The sequence below is a fragment of the Evansella clarkii genome (genome assembly GCF_002019695.1).
In the GTDB taxonomy this organism is placed as follows: domain Bacteria; phylum Bacillota; class Bacilli; order Bacillales; family Salisediminibacteriaceae; genus Evansella; species Evansella clarkii.
This window is the reverse complement of the sequence record NZ_KV917376.1, coordinates 1,100,938-1,121,647: the sequence shown is the minus strand read 5'-3', so window position 1 is coordinate 1,121,647 and position 20,710 is coordinate 1,100,938. Positions and strand designations below refer to the sequence as shown.

Here is a 20,710-nt window from a genome sequence, read left to right as displayed (position 1 = left end):
TAAGAATACGGGAGAAAAAGGGATCAACTCAAGGTGGCACCGATGAACCCGGTTCGAGTGAACCCGGTCCACCAGTGCCAGGTTGTGGGAAGGAGTATGAGTGAGAATACGGGAGAAAAAGGGATCAACTCAAGGTGGCACCGCTGAACCCGGTTCGAGTGAACCCGGTCCACCAGTGCCAGGTTGTGGGAAGGAGTATGAGTGAGAATACGGGAGAAAAAGGGATCAACTCAAGGTGGCACCGCTGAACCCGGTCCGCCGGTGCCAGGTTGTGGGAAGAAGTATGAGTGAGGATACGGGAGAAAAAGGGATCAACTCAAGGTGGCACCGCTGAACCCGGTCCGAGTGAACCCGGTCCGCCGGTGTCAGGTTAAGAGAAGGAGTATGAGTGAGGAAACGGAAGAAAAAGCGCCCAACCCAAGTTGGCATCGCTGAACCTGGTTCGAGTGAACCCGGTCCGCCGGTGCCAGGTTAAGAGAAGAAGTATGAGTGAGGAAACAGGAGAAAAACAACGCCTCTTATAGTTACAATTTAAAGTCTGCTCACAAGGAAGAACAGCCAACAAAAATATCTCCTGTATCGCAAAGCGATATGAATAGATCCTTAAAGGAAAGTTATTCACCGCTTGTCGCGACATCTATGTACCTCAGTTATTGAAGGCTTTCTTAGGAAGAAGCAGAGCGTTTCTGTTAGTGCGAAACCCTGGTTTAATAAGCAAATTTATGAAAATGTTCCCGGCAACAGTCTCGCTTCTGTATAATATAATTGAGAAGTAAATATATGGAGGGTGAGAGTATGGCTGAAGATAAAAGAGAACTTGAAACAAGGTTAATCCATGGGTCTTTCAATCCTGATAAAGGTAATGATTATGGGAGCTTAAGTACACCTCTGTATCAAACCTCAACATTTGCGTTTGAGAGTGCAGAACAAGGGGAGGCTCGTTTTTCCGGAAATGAAAGCGGTTACATTTATTCGAGACTTGGTAACCCGACAGTGAATGAACTTGAACGGAAAATTGCTAATTTAGAAGGAGGGGAAGAAGGAGTTGCCTTTGGATCAGGAATGGCAGCTGTTTCAGCTGTCCTGATTGGCTTACTGAAAGCTGGAGACCACCTGATCGTATCTGAAGGAGTATATGGGTGTACATTTGGATTTCTGCAAATGATAAATGAGAAGTTCAATATAGAATACGATTTAATAGATATGAATAATAAAGACGCTATTTTAAACAAAGTAAAAAATAACACAAAACTTTTATATATTGAAACACCTATTAATCCTACAATGAGACTTGTTGATATAAAAATGGCAGTAGATACTGCAAAGGAGCACAATCTGAAAGTAGTAGTGGATAATACCTTCTGTTCTCCTTACCTTCAGCAGCCCCTGCAAATGGGTGCAGACGTAGTAATACACAGTGCAACAAAGTATATTGGCGGCCATGGAGACGTGATTGCAGGTCTGGCGGTGGGCAAGTCAGAATTTATGCAGGAATTGAGGATGACAACTCAAAAAGATATAGGGGGAGTACTGTCTCCTTTTGATGCCTGGCTGTTAATCCGAGGTTTAAAAACTCTTGCTGTGAGGATGGACCGGCATTGCGATAACACATTCAGCATTTTTAAGAAGCTTAAGGAGCATCCAAAAGTAAAGGAAATAGTTTATCCGGGGGATCCTGAATTTCCTCAGTATAATCTTGCAAGGAAACAAATGAGAAATTACGGAGGCCTGATTAGTTTTGAAGTGCTTGGCGGAAAAAAAGCTGCCCAGAAATTAATGAACGAGCTTTCCTTAATCAAAGTAGCGGTGAGTTTAGGGGATGCGGAAACACTAATTCAGCATCCAGCAACAATGACTCATGCAGTTGTGCCAGAAAAGGAAAGGGAAAAGATGGGGATTACCGATTCATTACTCAGATTATCTGTGGGACTTGAAAATGCGGGTGATATTTGGAACGATTTAGAGCAGGCGTTATATACTCTTTAGAGTAACGGGAAAGGCTGTTTTTACTTATCTGTTCAAAACAGATAATTATACAGCCTTTTTTTTAACGATTATGTTCTTTATCAGGAAAAAACATGGTTTCTAATAGTCTTGGTGCTTTTTGTGCAGTGATATCCAGAAAGTACTCGATAAAGGGTTTATCGTTAGATGAAAAAGAGTAAAGCACTTCTCCCCACCATTCTGTTTCATATCTGCAGATCATACTTAAATTAAAAAGTACCAGGAAGTGTGAAAGGACTTCAGGCAGTTTATTGTAGAGCGGAAGCAATGCAGGTATATATAGTAACTGGTCAAGGCTTTTATATACAGGGAGTTGATGAAGATCTACTTTTCCATTCAGAATTTTTACTTCTCCTTTATCAGCTATACAGTGTACATCTGACCCCGTATGATCGCTAAGAATTTTTTCATACTTTGAAATGGTTAAATTAAGTCTCTCCAGCAGCTTTAAAGGAACAACAACGGAACCGTCAGAATCCAGGACAGCAGGAACAAGCGGTTTTTCTGTTTCCAGTTCTGTAAACAATGGATTGAGTTCTGGTATCCTCATTAGTAAGTGCCTCATTTTATATTTCTCACCGGTCACCTGTTTAATGTTAAAGATCTTTTCTGAAATACATGGAAAAAAACCGTCTTTCTGCACTTTTATTTCATCGTTTAAGAAACAGTATCCTTGTTTTTTTCTCTTTCTTGCAGAAACTCCATGTGCAAGCACTTGAGTCGTAGAAGGATAAAAAGGGTCGTGAGTGAGAAGGACTCCTTTCAGCCAGTTGCTTAATCCGTAATAATAAAGGACAGGTTTAATGGATACTGGAACTTCTTTGCCCTGCATAAAAAAACTTTCGCCCATTTTAATATAATATACAAGTGAAAAACCATTTTTATATGCCAGTTCAGTTGCATTTGGAATATTATTTTCTTTATAGCGGGATTCTAAATGCTTTTTTACATATTCTGCTGACTGGAAAAACGTTATAAAGTTATTTTTTCCATCCATGCATTTCCCACCTCTGCTATTTTATAGGTTAAATAAATTAAATAAATGTACTGTGTTATGAATGTTATCTTGACAGTAGTTTGTCCACTTGATAAGCTACAAATAATATTTTGCGAAAATATTTGAAGGGGGATTATTATTCCATGTGGGAGAATAAATTTGCCAAGGAAGGATTAACCTTTGATGATGTACTGCTGATTCCGTCAAAATCAGAGGTTCTTCCGCACGAAGTAAATGTAAAAACAAAATTGTCGGAAACACTGCAGTTAAATATTCCACTAATCAGTGCTGGGATGGATACAGTAACTGAGGCAAAAATGGCTATTGCCATGGCGAGAGCCGGGGGGTTAGGCATTATCCATAAAAATATGCCTATTGAAGAACAGGCAGAACAAGTGGACCGGGTTAAACGCTCTGAAAGCGGAGTTATTACAAATCCTTTCTACTTATCTGAGGAACATCAGGTTTTTGATGCGGAGCATCTTATGTCCAAGTACCGTATCTCCGGAGTGCCAATCGCAGATGAAAACCAGAAATTAACTGGTATTATTACTAACAGAGATTTGCGGTTTATTGAGGATTATTCTATAAAGATTAAGGAAGTTATGACCAAGGATAATCTTGTTACTGCTCCTGTCGGCACCACTCTTGAAGAGGCTCAGAAAATCCTTCAAAAGTATAAAATAGAAAAGCTGCCTCTGGTGGACGAGCAAGGAATATTAAAAGGACTTATTACAATTAAAGATATTGAAAAAGCAATCGAGTTCCCTAATTCTGCAAAAGATGCACAAGGACGTTTAGTGGTGGGTGCGGCTGTAGGTACCGGGGGCGACTCAGAAACAAGAGCAAAAGCACTTGTAGAAGCTGGTATAGATGTACTGGTAATCGACACAGCTCACGGACACTCACAAGGGGTACTGGATAAAGTAAGATACTACCGGGATACATATCCTGATTTAAATATTATTGCCGGAAACGTAGCAACTGCGGAAGGGACAAGAGCTCTTATTGAAGCAGGAGCTAACATTGTCAAGGTAGGAATCGGACCTGGGTCAATTTGTACCACACGGGTAGTAGCCGGGATAGGAGTTCCTCAAATTACTGCGGTGTATGACTGTGCAGATGAAGCAAGGAAACATGGAGTACCTGTTATTGCAGACGGAGGAATAAAATACTCAGGTGATATTGTAAAAGCTCTTGCAGCAGGAGGGCATGCTGTAATGCTTGGGAGTCTGCTCGCCGGAGTCAGTGAGAGTCCAGGAGAGAGGGAGATTTTCCAGGGAAGGCAATTTAAAGTATACAGAGGCATGGGGTCTCTTGCAGCTATGGAAAAAGGCAGTAAAGACCGATATTTCCAGGAAAGCAGCCAAAAACTTGTTCCGGAAGGTATTGAGGGACGCATACCTTATAAAGGCCCGCTTACTGATACAATCCATCAACTGGTTGGAGGACTCAGATCCGGAATGGGGTATTGCGGCACGCCATCACTGGACGAGCTGCGAAATGACGCTCAGTTTATCAGAATAACAAATGCCGGGTTAAAGGAAAGCCATCCTCATGATGTTCAGATAACTAAAGAAGCGCCTAATTATTCACTTTAATGGTAAAAAAATAAGCCAAATGTAATGGTAGATAGAGGTCTCCTCTATCTATTCTTTTTTTTGTTTATATGATAAAATGACGTTTGTCTGCGAGTATTTTGTAATAACTTGGAGAAAAAATTATATTCAATATAGATTAATGGGAGAGAATGGAGAGGGTAAGCAAGATGATTAAGAGAATGGGGATTTTTAGTTTATTGGTTGTTTTTAGTTTCATGAGTGTGTTTTCTGTCGGGAGCCATGCTGAAGCAAGCTTTGAGCCAAATGCAGATACAGCGATTTTAGTGGATGCTGACACTGGAAAGATATTATACGAAAAAAATGTAGATCAGCCTCTGCCTCCTGCTAGTATGACAAAAATGATGAGTGAATACTTGATTCTTGAAGCAGTTCATAATGGGGAAATCTCCTGGGATCAGACAGTGCCGATTAGTGATTATCTGGCTGAAATGTCTCATAACCAAGGTCTTTCCAATGTAATGCTTCGTACTGACAGAGATTATACAGTTAAAGAACTTTATGAATCTGTTGCTATATATTCAGCTAATGCATCAACGATGGCCTTAGCTGAATTAATCGCCGGCTCAACAGGACAGTTTGTTGAGAGAATGAATGAAAAAGGGAAAGAGCTCGGGTTAGGAAAACTGCTTCGTGAAGAAGGAGAACAATACGGCATAGATAATCTCGAAGAAATTGCCGCTGAAGACCTTGGTGATTTTCAATTTGTAAATTCCACAGGGCTGCCTAATTCATTGCTTAATGGTAATCACCCTGAAGGCACTGGTGCTGACGATGATAACTATATGTCAGCAAGAGCGGCCGCTACCCTTGCCTTTCATCTTGTAAATGACTTCCCAGAGGTCCTTGATACAGCAAGTATTCCGGAAAAAGTCTTCCAGGAAGGTACTTCTGATGCTATTAATATGCAGAACTGGAACTGGATGCTGGAAGGGACTATGTACGGTGACCTGGACTACGCACCTGTTGATGGGCTGAAAACCGGATTTACAAATGCAGCAGGATATTGTTTTACAGGTACTGCTGAAAAAGACGGGCAGCGTTTGATTACCGTTGTAATGAAAGCAGATTCTGAGCATGAACGCTTTACGGAAACTGAAAGATTAATGGAGTATGGTTTTAACAGTTTTTCCAAACAGGAAATTATTTCTGCAAATACTGATATTGAAGGCTACGAAACAATAGAAGTAGTTAGAGGAAAAGAAGACGAAGTGTCAGTGTCAACTGCTGATTCTGTTTCAAGTGTCCTTCCTAACGGTGGAGAAGAAGAATACTCCTATTCTGTGGAGCTGGATGGAGAATTGCTTGACGAAGAGGGCAGGCTTTTAGCCCCGATTGAAGAAGGTCAGGTTATTGGAACTGTTACCGTAGAATATACAGGCGGAGAAAGTTATCTGCAAGGTGACGGGGCTGATCAGCGTTCTGTGGATCTTGTTGCAAACGAGAGTGTCGAAAAAGCAGGCTGGTTTGCTTTAATGATGAGAGGTATCGGAGGGTTCTTTTCCGGTATATGGATTACAGTAGCTGATACTGTCAGAGGCTGGTTCTAATTCATCCTTTCGTATAAAGCATTGTCAACATCTCAATATTTTCTGGAAAATAAAAAAGTGGGGGAGCTTCCCCCACTTTTTTTACACATAGGAGAATAAAAACTCAGAGGGTGAAGCAGTAAATAATTCAGTTCCGGTATTTGTGCTGCTATGCTGCTGACTTCGTCAAGTTTTCTTTATAAAACCACCTTTTCAGACAAAGAATATAACTGCAGAACAATCATTAATCTTCATGAATATAAAGAAAAAGTGAAATAATTGATTAATTTTATAGAAATGCTCTTATTTTTCGTTATAATAATATAGGAACGTTATATAGTGTTTTTAAATCACTAAGCTATATTACCTAAGGAGGATTAAATAAATGGAGAAAAGAACAGGAACAGACTTGGTAAAACGAGGTATGGCCGAAATGCAAAAAGGCGGAGTAATTATGGACGTTGTAAATGCAGAGCAGGCTAAAATTGCTGAGGAAGCGGGAGCAGTGGCAGTAATGGCACTGGAACGTGTCCCTTCAGATATTCGTGCAGCAGGCGGAGTTGCCCGTATGGCAGATCCAACTATTGTAGAAGATGTTCAGAACGCGGTATCTATTCCGGTTATGGCAAAAGCACGTATCGGACATATTGTAGAAGCGCGTTTACTTGAAGCTATGGGAGTAGATTATATTGATGAGAGTGAAGTTCTGACTCCTGCTGATGAAGTTTACCACTTAAACAAGCGTGACTTCACAGTACCTTTCGTTTGCGGAGCCCGCGACCTGGGAGAAGCAGCACGACGCATTGGTGAAGGTGCTTCCATGATCCGTACAAAGGGTGAGCCTGGAACAGGTAACATCGTAGAAGCTGTACGCCATATGCGTATGATGCAATCTCAAATCAAAAAAGTTATCGGTATGTCTGAAGATGAATTAATGACTGAAGCAAAAAATATTGGTGCGCCATTTAATATCCTTCTTGAGATTAAAGAGACTGGAAAATTCCCTGTAGTTAACTTTGCAGCAGGCGGAGTAGCTACGCCTGCTGACGCAGCACTTATGATGCAGCTTGGAGCAGATGGTGTCTTCGTAGGATCAGGCATCTTTAAATCAGACAACCCTGAGAAGTTTGCAAGAGCAATTGTTGAAGCAACTACTCATTACGAAGATTATAAATTAATCGCTGAACTTTCAAAAGACCTTGGAACGGCTATGAAGGGTATTGAAATTTCTACATTAGAAAAGAAAGACCGCATGCAGGACCGCGGCTGGTAATAAAAGATACAGCGGATAGCGAAAGGAGTCATGCAGCATGATTAACATAGGTGTATTAGCGCTTCAGGGAGCAGTCAGAGAGCATGTCAAAGCTTTGCAGGCTCCTGATGTTAATGTGGTAGTCGTAAAAAAGTCAGAACAGCTTGATCAAATAGACGGACTCGTTTTTCCCGGGGGAGAAAGCACTACTATGCGCCGTCTGATTAATAAGTACGGTTTCTATGAGCCGTTAAAGCATTTTGCTGAAAAAGGAAAGCCTGTATTTGGCACGTGCGCAGGGGCTATACTTATGGCTAAAGAATTGGTAGGCCATAAGGAACCCCATATAGCGGTAATGGATATAACTGTGGAAAGAAACGCTTTTGGCCGGCAGCGTGAGAGCTTTGAGACCTTGCTTAAGGTCAAAGGCATTGGGGAAGATGTGGAGGGAATTTTCATCAGAGCTCCTATTATCCGTCAAGCAGGAGAAGGTGTTGATGTCCTTGCTGAATACGATGGAGAGATCGTGGCTGCAAGACAAGGACCATTCCTCGCATGCTCATACCATCCTGAACTCACAGATGATTTTCGCATGCATCAGTACTTTGTTAAGATGGTAAGAGAAAGTATGGAAGTCCCTGCTTGATTAAAATTATCATTATAGGTTAAAATAGGTACTAACTATTCAGGCAAGTGTTATATTATAAAAACTAATGCGAAGAAGGGAAATAGTAATTATTACTGACACTTCAGAGAGCCGGTGGGTGCTGCGAACCGGTGTGGAGGTATAATGAATCCATCCTGGAGCTGAGCAGTTGAAAGAAGAGTAAGCTGCTCCGGATACCGGCCGTTAACCGGATTAAGGTGGAGGCATATGTTTGCTTCAACCAGGGTGGCAACGCGGGTAATCCCCGTCCCTGTTTTATGGGACGGGGATTTTTTTGTATAGAAAAATATGTTACACGTGAAACAAAAGTTTTCTTTTTTCCGCATATATCACCAAAAAATTTAAAAATGTTTAGGAGGAATTGCAATGCTTGATGTAAAGCTGCTAAGAAACAATTTTCAGGAAGTAAAACAGAAGCTTTCTCAACGTAATGAAGACATTTCTGACCTGGATCGTTTTGAAGATCTGGATGACAAAAGAAGGAAGCTGATTCAGGAAGTAGAAGAGCTTAAAAATCGAAGAAACACAGTCTCTCAGGAAATCTCCCAGCTTAAAAGAGAAAAGAAGGATGCAGATTCGCTCATAAAAGAAATGAAGGATGTTTCTTCCAGAGTAAAAGAGCTTGATGATCAGCTGAGGCAGACAGATGAAGAACTTTCCAGCCTGCTGCTGACCATACCAAACATTCCTCATGAAAGTGTACCTGTTGGTTCAACGGAGGAAGAAAATGAAGAGGTAAGAAAGTGGGGAGAGCTCCCTGAATTTTCTTTCGAGGCAAAACCCCATTGGGATCTGGCTGTTAATCTTGGGATATTGGATTTTGAACGAGCTTCTAAAGTTACAGGAAGCCGGTTTGTATTTTATAAAGGTGCCGGTGCGCGTCTTGAACGGGCGCTGATTAACTTTATGATGGACCTCCATCAGGATGAGCATGGTTATGAGGAGATATTGCCGCCATATATGGTAAACCGGGACAGCATGACTGGAACAGGGCAGCTGCCGAAATTTGAAGAAGATGCATTTAAGATCAGGGAGGAAGACTACTTTCTCATCCCAACAGCAGAGGTACCTGTAACAAACTTACACAGAGATGAAATTATGGAGGGAGCAGAGCTTCCCAAAGGGTATACAGCTTACAGTGCCTGCTTCCGCTCAGAAGCTGGTTCAGCAGGCAGAGATACACGGGGCCTCATCCGGCAGCATCAGTTTAATAAAGTAGAACTTGTCAGATTTGTAAAACCTGAGGAGTCTTACGAAGAACTGGAACTTTTAACGTCCCACGCAGAAAAGGTCCTTCAGCTTCTGGAGCTTCCATACAGGGTGATGAGCATGTGTACCGGAGACCTGGGCTTTACTGCGGCTAAGAAATACGACCTGGAAGTATGGATTCCCAGTTACGATACGTACAGAGAAATCTCTTCCTGCAGTAACTTTGAAGACTTCCAGGCGAGACGGGCTAATATTAAGTTTAAAAGAAACGCTAAAGGTAAAGCAGAATTTGTACACACACTTAATGGTTCCGGTCTTGCGGTAGGACGAACTGTAGCAGCTATACTGGAGAACTACCAGCAGGAAGACGGTACGATTAAAGTACCAGAAGTACTGCAGCCATATATGGGTGGAAAAACGACACTCAGCAAATAAATATACATGATTTCAGATCCTGCCGAAAATGGCAGGATCTTCTTTTATTATGAAAAACGAATAACGATTAACAGACCAGAGTATAAGAAAAACAATAAAAAATATAAATCGAATTCCCGTAGGTTACGACAGGAAAAGACATCTTTCAGCTTTTAGGAAAAGAGAGTTCTAAAATAAAAAGACATACAAAAAAATTATAGAGAACAGTATATTCCAGAATTCACTTTTGTATTTAAATACAACAAAATAAATAATAAATCATAATACCAACTAAAAATATAAGAATATTATAAAAATGCAATATAAGTAATGTATTTTTTATACTAAAACTTTCGGTTATCTAAATATTTGAAAATAAATAAATTTCAGAAAACTATATACATCCCATAATTTCTGTGATAAATTATTGTCTATAAAATAGTAGGAATTAACAGACTATTTCATAGAAGAAATATAGCGTTAAAATTATATACTTTATTATGAATAAATTTTCATATAAAACTAAAGATATTTTAGTAGTATAGAGTCAGAGTTTAATACATATTCAAGCGGGGTGGAGTAATGCAGAATCAAAATCAGCCTCTTCTGGAAGTAAAGGGGTTAAAAACATACTTTTATATGGAACAGGACAGAGTAGCAAAAGCTGTAGACGATGTGAGTTTCACCCTGAAAAAAGGTGAAACACTGGCTTTAGTTGGAGAATCCGGGAGCGGAAAAAGTATTACTTCCTTATCAATTATGAGGCTTATACCTTCCCCTCCGGGAAAAATAGTGGAAGGATCCGTGAAGCTTGAAGGGAAGGAACTATTAACACTTTCGGACCGGGATATGAGAAGAGTCCGGGGAAATGACATAGGAATGATTTTCCAGGAACCAATGACCTCTCTGAATCCGGTATATACAATCGGAAACCAGATTGCAGAAACATTAATGAAACATAAAAAAATGAGGAAAAAAGAAGCGTATAAAAGAGCGGTGGATTTATTAAAACTAGTAGGTTTCGCAAGGGCTGAGGAAATTGTGAATGAGTACCCCCATCAGCTTTCAGGAGGTATGCGGCAAAGAGCAATGATTGCGATCGCGATGTCGTGTGATCCAAAACTGCTGATTGCAGATGAACCTACAACAGCACTTGATGTAACTATACAGGCACAAATTCTTGATTTAATGGTTGAAATGAAACAAAAGTTTGACTCATCTGTGCTGCTTATAACTCATGATCTCGGTGTGGTGGCAGAAGTGGCAGACAGGGTTCTTGTTATGTACGGGGGGCAGATTGTTGAAGAAGCAACCGTATATGAGCTATTTACAAATCCTAAGCATCCGTACACTGTTGGTCTTCTGAACAGTATTCCAAGTCTGGATGAAGAAGTTGACAGACTGGATTCTATCCCAGGCACAGTGCCTCCTGCCCACAGGTTCCCTCATGGATGCAGGTTTGCTCCACGGTGTAAACATGCCATGCCTGAATGCCTGGAGGAAAATCCGGAACTCAGGGAAACAGACGCACACCATAAAGTGAGATGTTATCTATATGAGGAGCAGGGAGGAGAGAAAGTTGGCTGAAAAAGAAAAACTTCTTGAGATAAAAAACTTAAAAAAGTACTTTCCTGTTAAAGGGGGAGTGCTTCAAAGAACGATAGGCCATGTGAAGGCAGTTGATGATGTCAGTTTTGATATTTTTAAGGGTGAGACTCTTGGCATTGTAGGAGAATCAGGATCCGGTAAGTCCACTCTGGGACGAACGATATTGAAACTGCTTGACCCTACTGAAGGAAGTATCCTTTTTGAAGGAAATGAACTGGCCAAACTTAGCCACAGAAAAATGAGGCCATACCGGCAGAACATGCAAATGGTTTTCCAGGATCCTTTTGCCTCATTGAACCCGAGGATGAGTATAGGAGAATTGATTGAAGAGCCTATGGTAGTCCAGCAATCAATGAGCAAACAGGAAAGAAAAGATAAAGTTGTAGATTTGCTGAGAAAGGTTGGTCTGCCTGAGGAAGCAAGGGAAAAATATCCCCATGAATTTTCCGGAGGACAGAGACAGAGGATTGGAATTGCCAGAGCCTTGTCTATTAATCCTAAATTTATTATTGGCGATGAACCTGTTTCAGCGCTGGATGTATCAGTCCAGTCCCAGGTGTTAAATCTTATGGAAGATTTACAGGATGAGTTTGATCTTACCTATTTATTTATCGCCCACGATTTGAGTGTGGTTAAACATATTAGCGATCGTGTCGGCGTTATGTATTTAGGGAGATTAGCTGAGATAGGACCAAAAGAAAAAATATACAGTAATCCTCTTCACCCGTATACACAGGCGCTGTTATCAGCGGTTCCTGTCCCTAATGTAGAAACGAAAAGGGAAAAAATATATTTAAAAGGGGAACTGCCGAGTCCGTCTAACCCTCCTGCTGGATGCACTTTTCATACGAGGTGTCCTGAAGCCCATGAACGCTGCAGGCTGGAGAAGCCTGAAATGGTGCATCAGGGAGAAGGGCAGTATGTAGCCTGCCATCTTTATACTCCGGCAGCGGTAAAGTAACAATGTTTATCCTTTGAAGGAGGTGAAGTTCAGGAGAGAGGAATATGGGAAAGCATGACCATAGTTTTTTGAATTTTCTAAATTAGAAGGGGGTAAATAGTTTTGAAGCTAAAAAAATCTTGGCTTACACTTATTCTTGCTTTATCGTTCGTTTTAGTTTTGGCTGCCTGCGGCGGAGATGAAAATGCAGACGCTCAGGAAGACAATAGTAGTGCAGAGAATAACGACAACAATAGCAACGACGCTAATGACGGCAATGACAACAATGGCGATGATAATGCCGAAAATAATGATAACGATGGAAATAACGATGCTGCAGACGGGGAACCTGTCTCTGGCGGAACGATCAATGCAGGAATGTATTCCGCTCCTGGACAGCAGTTCAACCCAATATTTTATGGTGATGCATACGAAGCTAATATTTTAGATTTTACTCATGAGGCACTTGTCACACAGGACGAGAACCTTGAATATATCCCGCTTCTCGCTAAAGACTGGGAATTAAATGAAGATCAGACGGAATTAACTTATTATCTTGAGGAAGATGTAAAATGGCATGACGGCGAGCCGTTCACTGCTGAAGACGTATATTTCACTTATTCTTCTATCGCTTCAGGCGAATATGTAGCAGCTGGCGGGGTGCGTATTGACTATGTACGCTTCCTTGAAGGCTATGAAGAGTACCGGGATGGGGAAACAGATGAGTTTGCAGGTGTCGAAGTAGTAGATGACCATACTGTTATTTTCCACTTTGCAGAGCCAAACGTAACTCCTGAGTTCCGTACGAGCTTCCCAATCATCCCTGCTCACGTATTTGAAGGTGTGAGTGTAGCAGATATGGTTGATCATCCAGCTTCCCGTAACCCTGGAGAAGTTATTGGTACAGGTCCTTTCCAGTTAACTGACATGATTGAAGGAGAGCAGTATATCCTTACTGCATTTGAAGATTACTGGCAAGGTACACCTCATCTTGATGGAATTACATGGCGTGTAATTGAGCAGTCAATTATGCCAGGTATGCTTGAAAATGGTGAGCTTGATATGGTTGCAGAACCAAATGGCGTTCCTGCAGCAGACTTCGACCGTGTAGACGGGCTTGATAACGTTAAGACATTTACAACTCAGGACTTCGGATACCAGTACATGGGCTTTAAACACCACCACCGTACTGCCGAAGACGTAGAAGCAGGTGTAATAAACCCTGATAACTGGGTTCCTAATGAAAAAGTCGCAGACGTACGTGTGCGTCAGGCTATCGTATATGCTTTAAACCGCCAGGCTATGGTAGATGGTCTGATGAACGGCCTTGGTTCTGTGCTTCATGCTCCATTCCCTGAAGCCTCATGGGCATATGATGAAAGTGCATTCACAGTTTATGAGCAAAACGTAGAAAAAGCGAATGAGCTTCTTGATGAAGCCGGATATGTTGATGTAACTGGCGACGGCTTCCGTGAAGACCCGGATGGAAACGAGTGGGTATTAAACCTTGACTATCCAACCGGTAACGAAATTCGTGAGCGTACAGCTCCAATTATTGCAGCTGAACTTGGAGAAGTAGGTATCAAAGTTGATGTCCGCAACCCGCGTGAAGCAGCTACACACTTTGAAGTTGTGGAAGATGATAACACTGACTGGGATCTTTATTTAGCTGGATGGAGCTTAGCTACTGGTGATCCAGATCCTGCAGGAATCTGGAAATCCGATAATCCATTTAACTACCTTCGCTGGAATGACCCGCACAGTGATGAGCTGATTGAACAGGCAGTAAAGGCTCCGGAAGCATTTGAGCTTGATTACCGTGCAGAAGTTTATAACGAATGGACAGCGTATGTAACTGAGCAGGTACCAATGGTATTCCTTTACTCTTCTGATAATATCTATGCTTATAATGCTGCACTTCAGAATGTTCATGAACGTCCAACTGGCATTTACTTTAGATCACATGAATGGTGGTTAGCAGAATAATCTGATATGCAGTTGAGGGGGAAAACAGTGCGCGGCCCTCGGTCGTGCACTCGTTTATTACCCTGTACTGTCGAGTTCTGTTGAATGCTTGTGTTTTTCTTACGTAGGAGGAATGCTGAATGCATAAGTATATTATTCGACGTATATTACAGTTTATTCCCATGCTTATCCTTGTCACTATAGTAGTTTTCGGGCTTGCTAAAGCAGCTCCCGGGGATGTGCTGTCAGGGGAAAGACTGGATCCGAATATCCCGGCAGAAGTTTATGAGATGCGCAGAGAAGCGCTTGGATTGAATGATCCTATACATATCCAGTACTGGAATTGGGTCACTACGGTAGCAAGCGGCGACTTTGGAACATCTATGCAGTATTCGGGACGTCCAGTAGCAGATTTAATAGCATCGAGAATCATGAATACTGTATATCTGTCGCTATTTGCTCTTGGAGTTACTCTGGCTATTGCAATACCGATTGGTATTTATTCTGCCAGCAGAAAGTATTCACTGTTTGATTATGGAGCTACGACCTTTGCCTTTTTAGGTCTGGCAACACCCAACTTCTTTGCAGGGTTGTTAGCTATCTATATTTTCGCTTTTATATTAGGGTGGTTCCCTTCACAAGGATCTGTGTCAGCGCCAGGGCTGAGCGGTATAGAGCTTTTTCTTGATAAATTAAGACACCTGGTGTTGCCTGGTTTTACGTTGGGGTTAGCCAGTACAGCAATGTATATGAGATATATGCGGACAGAAATGTTAGAAGTTAAAGGTAGTGACTTTATAAGAACTGCCCAAGCTAAGGGGTTAAGCAATAATTCTGTATTGTACAAGCACACTTTAAGAAATGCTCTTATACCGATTATTACACTATTAGGCCTTGAATTTGGCACATTGCTAAGTGGAGCGATCATTACTGAACGGGTATTTAATTATCCTGGATTAGGACAGTTATTTTTAACTTCTATTACAAACCGGGATTATCCGGTTATCATGGCAATAAATCTGATACTCGCTGTTACCATCCTGGTCGGCAACTTATTAGCAGATATTTTTTATGCCATAGTTGACCCAAGAATACGTTACGATTGAGGTGAGTAGTAATGGAAACAAGAGTACAGCCTGAAATGGTTCCCAAACCAGACATAATAGAAGAAAAGGCGCCTAAAAGCCTCAGTCCGTTCCAGCTTGCTATGCGCCGTTTCCTGAAAAATAAACTGGCAATAGCAGGGATTGGTATTCTTGGGTTCTTTGTTATAATTGCAATTTTTGCAGATGTAATAGCGCCGCACGATCCGACTGCTTATGATATGTACAATATTGAAGCAAAAGCTTCGTCAGAACACTGGCTTGGTACAGACAGTTCCGGCAGGGATAACTTTTCCCGGCTTATCCATGGTTCCCGTATCTCCTTAACTATCGGATTTTTCGCAATGATGTTTACTATTTTAATTGGAGTAACCCTGGGATCTTTAGCAGGTTACTATGGTGGAAAAGTAGATAGTGTGATTATGAGGGCGACAGACCTGATGCTGATTCTGCCTTTCCTGCTTCTGGTTCTTACAATAATTGCAATCTTAGAACGCATAAATATAGGAATTTTCATTGTTATAATTGCATTTACTACCTGGCCGCAAATCACAAGAATAATACGTGCAACGTTCCTGTCCTTAAGGGAGAAAGAATTTATATTAGGAGCCCGCTCAATAGGAGCTTCAGATGCAAGAATAATCTTCAGGCACTTTCTGCCAAATGCAGTTGGCCCAATTATTGTAAACGCCACTTTAATGATGGCAAATTTAATAATTATTGAATCTGCTCTAAGTTTTATCGGTTTTGGAATTCCGCAGCCTACACCAACCTGGGGGAATATGATTACTGAAGCAAACAGTCTCCGGATGCTTGAAGGGCACTGGGAAGCATGGCTCCCGCCTGGTCTGGCAATCTTGCTGACCGTGTTAGCGATCAACTTTATTGGTGATGGATTAAGGGATGCATTCGATTCCAGAAGCTAAATCGATTTGTCTGTCGTGAGCAGGAGATATCTTCATTAATGACTAAATCCTCATGAGTGGCTTCCGGCAACTAATAATCAATCAAAGAGAGAACCTTTTTTACAAGGTTCTTTTTTTTGTGTTTTTTGCGAGAACAGGAGAGGAATTTGAGAACGTTATTTAATATGGTGAATTACAAATTTTACATATATTCTGGTACTTTCTGTAGATAGACTTACCTATAAAACAGGGTGAGAGAGCAATGAATAGTTATTCAAATGTGAGTATAAGATCTTAGTTATAATATGATAACGATAAGATATTTTGAAATAATTTTTTAGCGTGGTAATGGAATGTCCGTTTAGAAAAACTCAGAGAATATCCTAAAAACCTGCTATATAATAAAGGGTTTTAATTTACTGTTCTAATCAATTTTACAAATAGAGTTTAGAATTTTCCTATATTAATAATTATTCTTCAAATTCTATATTGTCTTTTTACAAAAGTTGTCTTATACTTCTTAAGTATAGTCTTAAACAGGCATATACCATATCGTATAATTGTTGAAAAAAGAGAGACGCAAATTTTAAAAATACGTCCTTAAAATTCAGATAATTTTGAACACAAAAGATCATTTAAAGGGTGAGCATTGTGAGCGAGGAATTATTGAAAATTAAAAATCTAACTACATCCTTCCGGGTGCTGGATGATTATTATGCGGCAGTAGATAACGTAACACTGACTGTAAATAAAAATGAAGTATTAGCGATAGTAGGAGAATCAGGTTCTGGTAAGAGTGCTCTCGCCTTTTCTATAATGGGATTGCATAACAGGGCAAAAATTGAAGGAACCCTCGATTTTAAAGGTCAGAATATCGCCAAGTATTCGCAAGGAAAATTAAATAAATTAAGAGGCAAAGAAATGGCCATGATATTCCAGGATTCCTTATCAGCATTGAATCCTTTGATGATAGTAGGAGCGCAAATTGATGAAGCCCTGCTGCTTCATAATTCATCTATGTCTAAAAAAGACAGAAAAGTCAGAGTCATTGACTTTTTGTCAAAGGTTGGTATTCCACGGCCGGAAAAGACATATGAACAATATCCCCATGAATTATCAGGGGGGATGAGACAAAGGGTAGTAATTGCTATGGCTATTGCAAATCAGCCTGAACTTCTCATCGCGGATGAGCCGACAACTGCCCTTGATGTAACTATACAGGCTCAGATTCTTGACTTAATTAAAGATTTAAAAGATGACATGCGTGCAGGAATTATCTTAATCACCCATGATTTAGGAGTGGTGGCAGAGATGGCTGACCGGGTGGCAGTTATGTATGCCGGACAAATTGTGGAGATCGCAGATGTATACTCTCTTTTTTCATCACCACAGCATCCATATACACGGTCCCTGTTAAATTCTTTACCCAATTCAGCAGAAACTAAAACAAAACTGCATGTTATTCAGGGTGTTGTACCACCATTACACAAAATGCCTCGTGAGGGCTGCCGTTTCAGGCACCGTATACCATGGATTGACGAATCATCTCATGAGGAAAATCCTGAATTACATGAAATAAAGCCCGGGCACTTTGTCCGCTGTACATGCTACAAAGATTTTTACTTCCCGGATAAGCACAAGGAGGCTAGCGGAAATGGCGCTACTTGAAGTTAAAGATTTAAAAGTGCACTTCCCCATACGTGGGGGAATTTTCAATACTGTGGTAGACCAGGTAAAAGCCGTAGATGGTGTGAATTTTTCTATTGAGCCAGGCCAGACATACGGGCTTGTTGGTGAATCTGGCTCTGGAAAAACCACAACAGGACGGGCAGTTATCGGACTCAATAAAATCACTTCCGGAGACGTCTTGTTTGAAGGCCACAACCTCGCAAAGGGAGGAAGAAAATCCCACCTGAATGTCCGAAAAGATATCCAGATGATTTTTCAGGATCCGTACTCCTCTCTCAATCCAAAAAAACGTGTAGCCGATATCGTCGCAGAGCCGCTGAGAAACTTTGAAAAACTGACGAAAAAGGAAGAACGAGTCCGCGTAGAAGAGCTTATGGAATTGGTAGGTTTGAGTACAGAAGCTATATTTAAATACCCTCACGAGTTTTCCGGGGGCCAGCGTCAGCGTATTGGGATTGCGCGTGCGATTGCATTGAAGCCAAAACTTATTATTGCTGATGAGCCTGTTTCCGCGCTGGATGTTTCTGTACAGGCCCAGGTACTGAATTTTATGCAGGAAATTCAGAAAGAACTTGGACTTACCTATTTATTTATCAGCCATGACCTAGGGATTGTAAGGCATATATGTGACCATATCGGTATTATGTACAAGGGCAGATATGTAGAACAGGGAGCATCAGAAGATATCTTTACTAACCCTCAGCACATATATACAAAGAGACTTGTATCAGCTATTCCTGATCTGGACCCTAACCGTCGGGAAAGTTTAACTGTAAAACGGCAGCAGGCGAAAAAGGACTTCGATGAGCTTTCAGACAAGTTTTTCGACGAGGAAGGTTTACCTTATCCATTAAAGCCCATTTCCGATTCGCATTTAGTGGCTTTGCCTGAGAAAGGTTGAATAATATGTGGAAATTAATCGTACGACGAATTTTAATAATGATACCGCAAATTTTTGTATTAAGCCTCCTGGTTTTTATAATGGCAAAAGCCATGCCCGGGGATGCACTCACAGGCTTAATAGATCCTAATATCGATCCTGCGGCAATTGAAGCGATGCGGGAAAGGCTGGGTCTGAATAATCCGTGGTATGTACAGTACTGGGACTGGGTTACGAGAGCTATGCAAGGGGACCTGGGGCAGTCTTTCCATTTCAAAATGCCTGTTACTGAATTAATTGGCCAGCGGCTTGTGAATACATTCTGGCTTTCACTTGCCACTCTTATCTTTACTTACATGATTGCAATTCCTTTAGGAATTACAAGCGGACGTTACAACGACACATTTCTTGACCGTGCTATTACCGGTTATACATATGTCGGGTTCGCTGCACCATTATTTATCACAGCACTATTAATGTTATTTGTGTTTGGTTTCCAGCTTGGATGGTTTCCTACAGGAGGCAGTGTTTCTCCTGGCTCTGCAGCAGGCACATGGGATTATATTCTGAGTAAAGCTTATCACTTGATACTGCCTGCCTTTTCCATGGCAGTCATTACAACCGTATCAACTGTTCAATATCTGAGAAGCGAAATCATTGATACAAAACAAAAAGAATTTATTATTACAGCACGGGCAAAAGGCGCTTCAGAGTCCCGTGTTTATAACCGTCATATTTTAAGAAACTCCTTGTTGCCGATAGCAGCATTCTTCGGTTACGAAATAACCGGTCTGATCGGGGGAACAATCTTTATTGAAAATATATTTAACTATCCGGGAATGGGGCAGTTATTCCTCCAGTCAATTACAAGACGTGACTTCAGTGTTATGACAGCTTGTGTCCTGTTGTTTGGAATAGCCGCAATTATAGGCGCGCTTATATCTGATATTATTTTGAGCCTGGTTGACCCGCGTATCAGAATTAAGTAAAGACTCGAAGACTTTGAGGTGAAAAAATGGAGACAAACAATCCAAATATAGAGCCGCCAAAAGAAATAGAACGAAGTCCCTCTGGGCTTACGATTCTGTGGCGGGAAATTGTCAGAGACAAATTGGCCCTCATTTCCTTAATATTTTTTGTGGCTACAACAGCAGGTGTATTTATTGCCTCGCTATTACTGGATCTTAATGAAATAGTAAAAGTAGATTTATTTGCCCTGTACGAGCGTCCCTCTTCGGAGTTCTGGCTTGGTACTGATTACGGTGGAAGAGATATCTTCGGCCAGCTGATAATCGGAACAAGGAACTCTCTTGCAATTGGACTTCTTGTTACATTGATGTCAGGAACTATAGGAATTCTTATTGGTCTGATATCAGGGTATTTCGGCGGCACAATCGATAATATTTTTATGCGCTTTGTTGATTTCTTTATGATTTTGCCTACTTTAATGATTGTTATTGTATTTGTAACTGCTGTACCTGATTACAGTATCTATTCTTTTTCATTTATCATGACCGCCTTTTTATGGATGGGGATTGCCCGTTTAATCCGTTCAAAAGCGCTCCAGGAAAGAGAACTTGAGTACGTCCAAGCTTCTAAAACCCTTGGCTCTTCTGATTTTAAAATTATGTTTACCCAGGTTCTGCCCAACTTAAGCTCAATTATCATCGTAACGATGACATTGAACCTTGCGGCGAACATTGGTATTGAGTCAGGATTGTCTTTCCTTGGATTTGGTTTCCCTGAGGATACTCCAAGTTTAGGAACATTGATCAGTTATGCGAGAAATCCTCAGACTTTAGAATTAAGATGGTGGATCTGGTTACCTGCGTCAATACTTATTCTGGTATTGATGTTGAGTATAAATAATGTCGGCCAGGCGCTGAAGCGCGCAACCGACGCAAGACAACGAAGAGGATAATAAAGGGA

General features: G+C 41.1%; 16 protein-coding genes and 1 other annotated feature. Of the genes, 15 read left to right on the top strand and 1 reads right to left on the bottom strand.

Annotation, left to right across the window (positions count from 1 at the left end; all coding sequences use genetic code 11):
• Nucleotides 1-795 precede the first annotated feature (795 nt).
• Nucleotides 796-1,986, top strand: coding sequence for a methionine gamma-lyase (gene megL, locus BK582_RS05325; RefSeq protein WP_078593317.1), 1,191 nt, complete (start codon nt 796-798; stop codon nt 1,984-1,986).
• 61 nt (nt 1,987-2,047) lie between these two features.
• On the opposite strand, the gene BK582_RS05320 is transcribed toward megL, so the two are convergent.
• A complete protein-coding gene (locus BK582_RS05320) occupies nt 2,048-3,001 on the bottom strand; it encodes a YaaC family protein (protein ID WP_078593316.1) in 954 nt (317 codons plus the stop codon).
• Nucleotides 3,002-3,144: 143 nt separating this feature from the next.
• On the opposite strand from BK582_RS05320, the gene guaB reads away from it, so the two are divergent.
• The 14 genes from guaB to BK582_RS05245 all read left to right on the top strand — a co-directional run bounded on the left by guaB (nt 3,145) and on the right by BK582_RS05245 (nt 20,702).
• Nucleotides 3,145-4,602 carry an IMP dehydrogenase gene (gene guaB / locus BK582_RS05315; protein ID WP_078593315.1) on the top strand — a complete coding sequence of 486 codons (1,458 nt, stop codon included), beginning with the start codon at nt 3,145-3,147 and terminating at the stop codon, nt 4,600-4,602.
• 167 nt (nt 4,603-4,769) lie between these two features.
• On the top strand, nt 4,770-6,170 hold the full coding sequence (locus tag BK582_RS05310) for a D-alanyl-D-alanine carboxypeptidase family protein (RefSeq protein WP_078593314.1): 1,401 nt from the start codon (nt 4,770-4,772) through the stop codon (nt 6,168-6,170).
• 364 nt (nt 6,171-6,534) lie between these two features.
• A complete protein-coding gene (pdxS, locus tag BK582_RS05305; RefSeq protein WP_078593313.1) occupies nt 6,535-7,422 on the top strand; it encodes a pyridoxal 5'-phosphate synthase lyase subunit PdxS in 888 nt (295 codons plus the stop codon).
• A 37-nt stretch (nt 7,423-7,459) separates the two neighbouring features.
• Nucleotides 7,460-8,047, top strand: a complete 588-nt coding sequence (gene pdxT / locus BK582_RS05300) for a pyridoxal 5'-phosphate synthase glutaminase subunit PdxT (protein WP_078593312.1) — start codon at nt 7,460-7,462, stop codon at nt 8,045-8,047.
• Nucleotides 8,048-8,110: 63 nt separating this feature from the next.
• Nucleotides 8,111-8,323: a binding site (T-box leader), on the top strand.
• A gap of 111 nt (nt 8,324-8,434) precedes the next feature.
• Nucleotides 8,435-9,712 (top strand): serine--tRNA ligase, encoded by a 1,278-nt coding sequence (gene serS, locus BK582_RS05290; protein WP_078593310.1) that lies wholly within the window; start codon nt 8,435-8,437, stop codon nt 9,710-9,712.
• Nucleotides 9,713-10,273: 561 nt separating this feature from the next.
• Nucleotides 10,274-11,278 (top strand): ABC transporter ATP-binding protein, encoded by a 1,005-nt coding sequence (locus tag BK582_RS05285; RefSeq protein WP_078593309.1) that lies wholly within the window; start codon nt 10,274-10,276, stop codon nt 11,276-11,278.
• Nucleotides 11,271-12,260 carry an ABC transporter ATP-binding protein gene (locus BK582_RS05280; RefSeq protein WP_276328194.1) on the top strand — a complete coding sequence of 330 codons (990 nt, stop codon included), beginning with the start codon at nt 11,271-11,273 and terminating at the stop codon, nt 12,258-12,260. The genes BK582_RS05285 and BK582_RS05280 overlap by 8 nt, the downstream gene beginning before the upstream one ends.
• Before the next feature lie 102 nt (nt 12,261-12,362).
• Nucleotides 12,363-14,225: a peptide-binding protein gene (locus BK582_RS05275; protein WP_078593307.1), complete on the top strand. Its 1,863-nt coding sequence runs from the start codon at nt 12,363-12,365 to the stop codon at nt 14,223-14,225.
• A gap of 119 nt (nt 14,226-14,344) precedes the next feature.
• The gene (locus BK582_RS05270; RefSeq protein WP_078593306.1) at nt 14,345-15,310 is read left to right on the top strand and encodes an ABC transporter permease; all 966 of its coding nucleotides are present in this window, start codon (nt 14,345-14,347) and stop codon (nt 15,308-15,310) included.
• A gap of 11 nt (nt 15,311-15,321) precedes the next feature.
• Nucleotides 15,322-16,233 carry an oligopeptide ABC transporter permease gene (gene opp4C / locus BK582_RS05265; RefSeq protein WP_078593305.1) on the top strand — a complete coding sequence of 304 codons (912 nt, stop codon included), beginning with the start codon at nt 15,322-15,324 and terminating at the stop codon, nt 16,231-16,233.
• 630 nt (nt 16,234-16,863) lie between these two features.
• Complete coding sequence (locus BK582_RS05260) at nt 16,864-17,880, top strand: ABC transporter ATP-binding protein (protein WP_078593304.1); 1,017 nt, start codon at nt 16,864-16,866, stop codon at nt 17,878-17,880.
• Nucleotides 17,867-18,802, top strand: coding sequence for an ABC transporter ATP-binding protein (locus BK582_RS05255; RefSeq protein ID WP_078593303.1), 936 nt, complete (start codon nt 17,867-17,869; stop codon nt 18,800-18,802). The genes BK582_RS05260 and BK582_RS05255 overlap by 14 nt, the downstream gene beginning before the upstream one ends.
• A gap of 5 nt (nt 18,803-18,807) precedes the next feature.
• Nucleotides 18,808-19,770 carry an oligopeptide ABC transporter permease gene (opp4B, locus tag BK582_RS05250; protein WP_078593302.1) on the top strand — a complete coding sequence of 321 codons (963 nt, stop codon included), beginning with the start codon at nt 18,808-18,810 and terminating at the stop codon, nt 19,768-19,770.
• A 26-nt stretch (nt 19,771-19,796) separates the two neighbouring features.
• Complete coding sequence (locus BK582_RS05245; protein ID WP_078593301.1) at nt 19,797-20,702, top strand: ABC transporter permease; 906 nt, start codon at nt 19,797-19,799, stop codon at nt 20,700-20,702.
• Nucleotides 20,703-20,710: the final 8 nt, after the last annotated feature.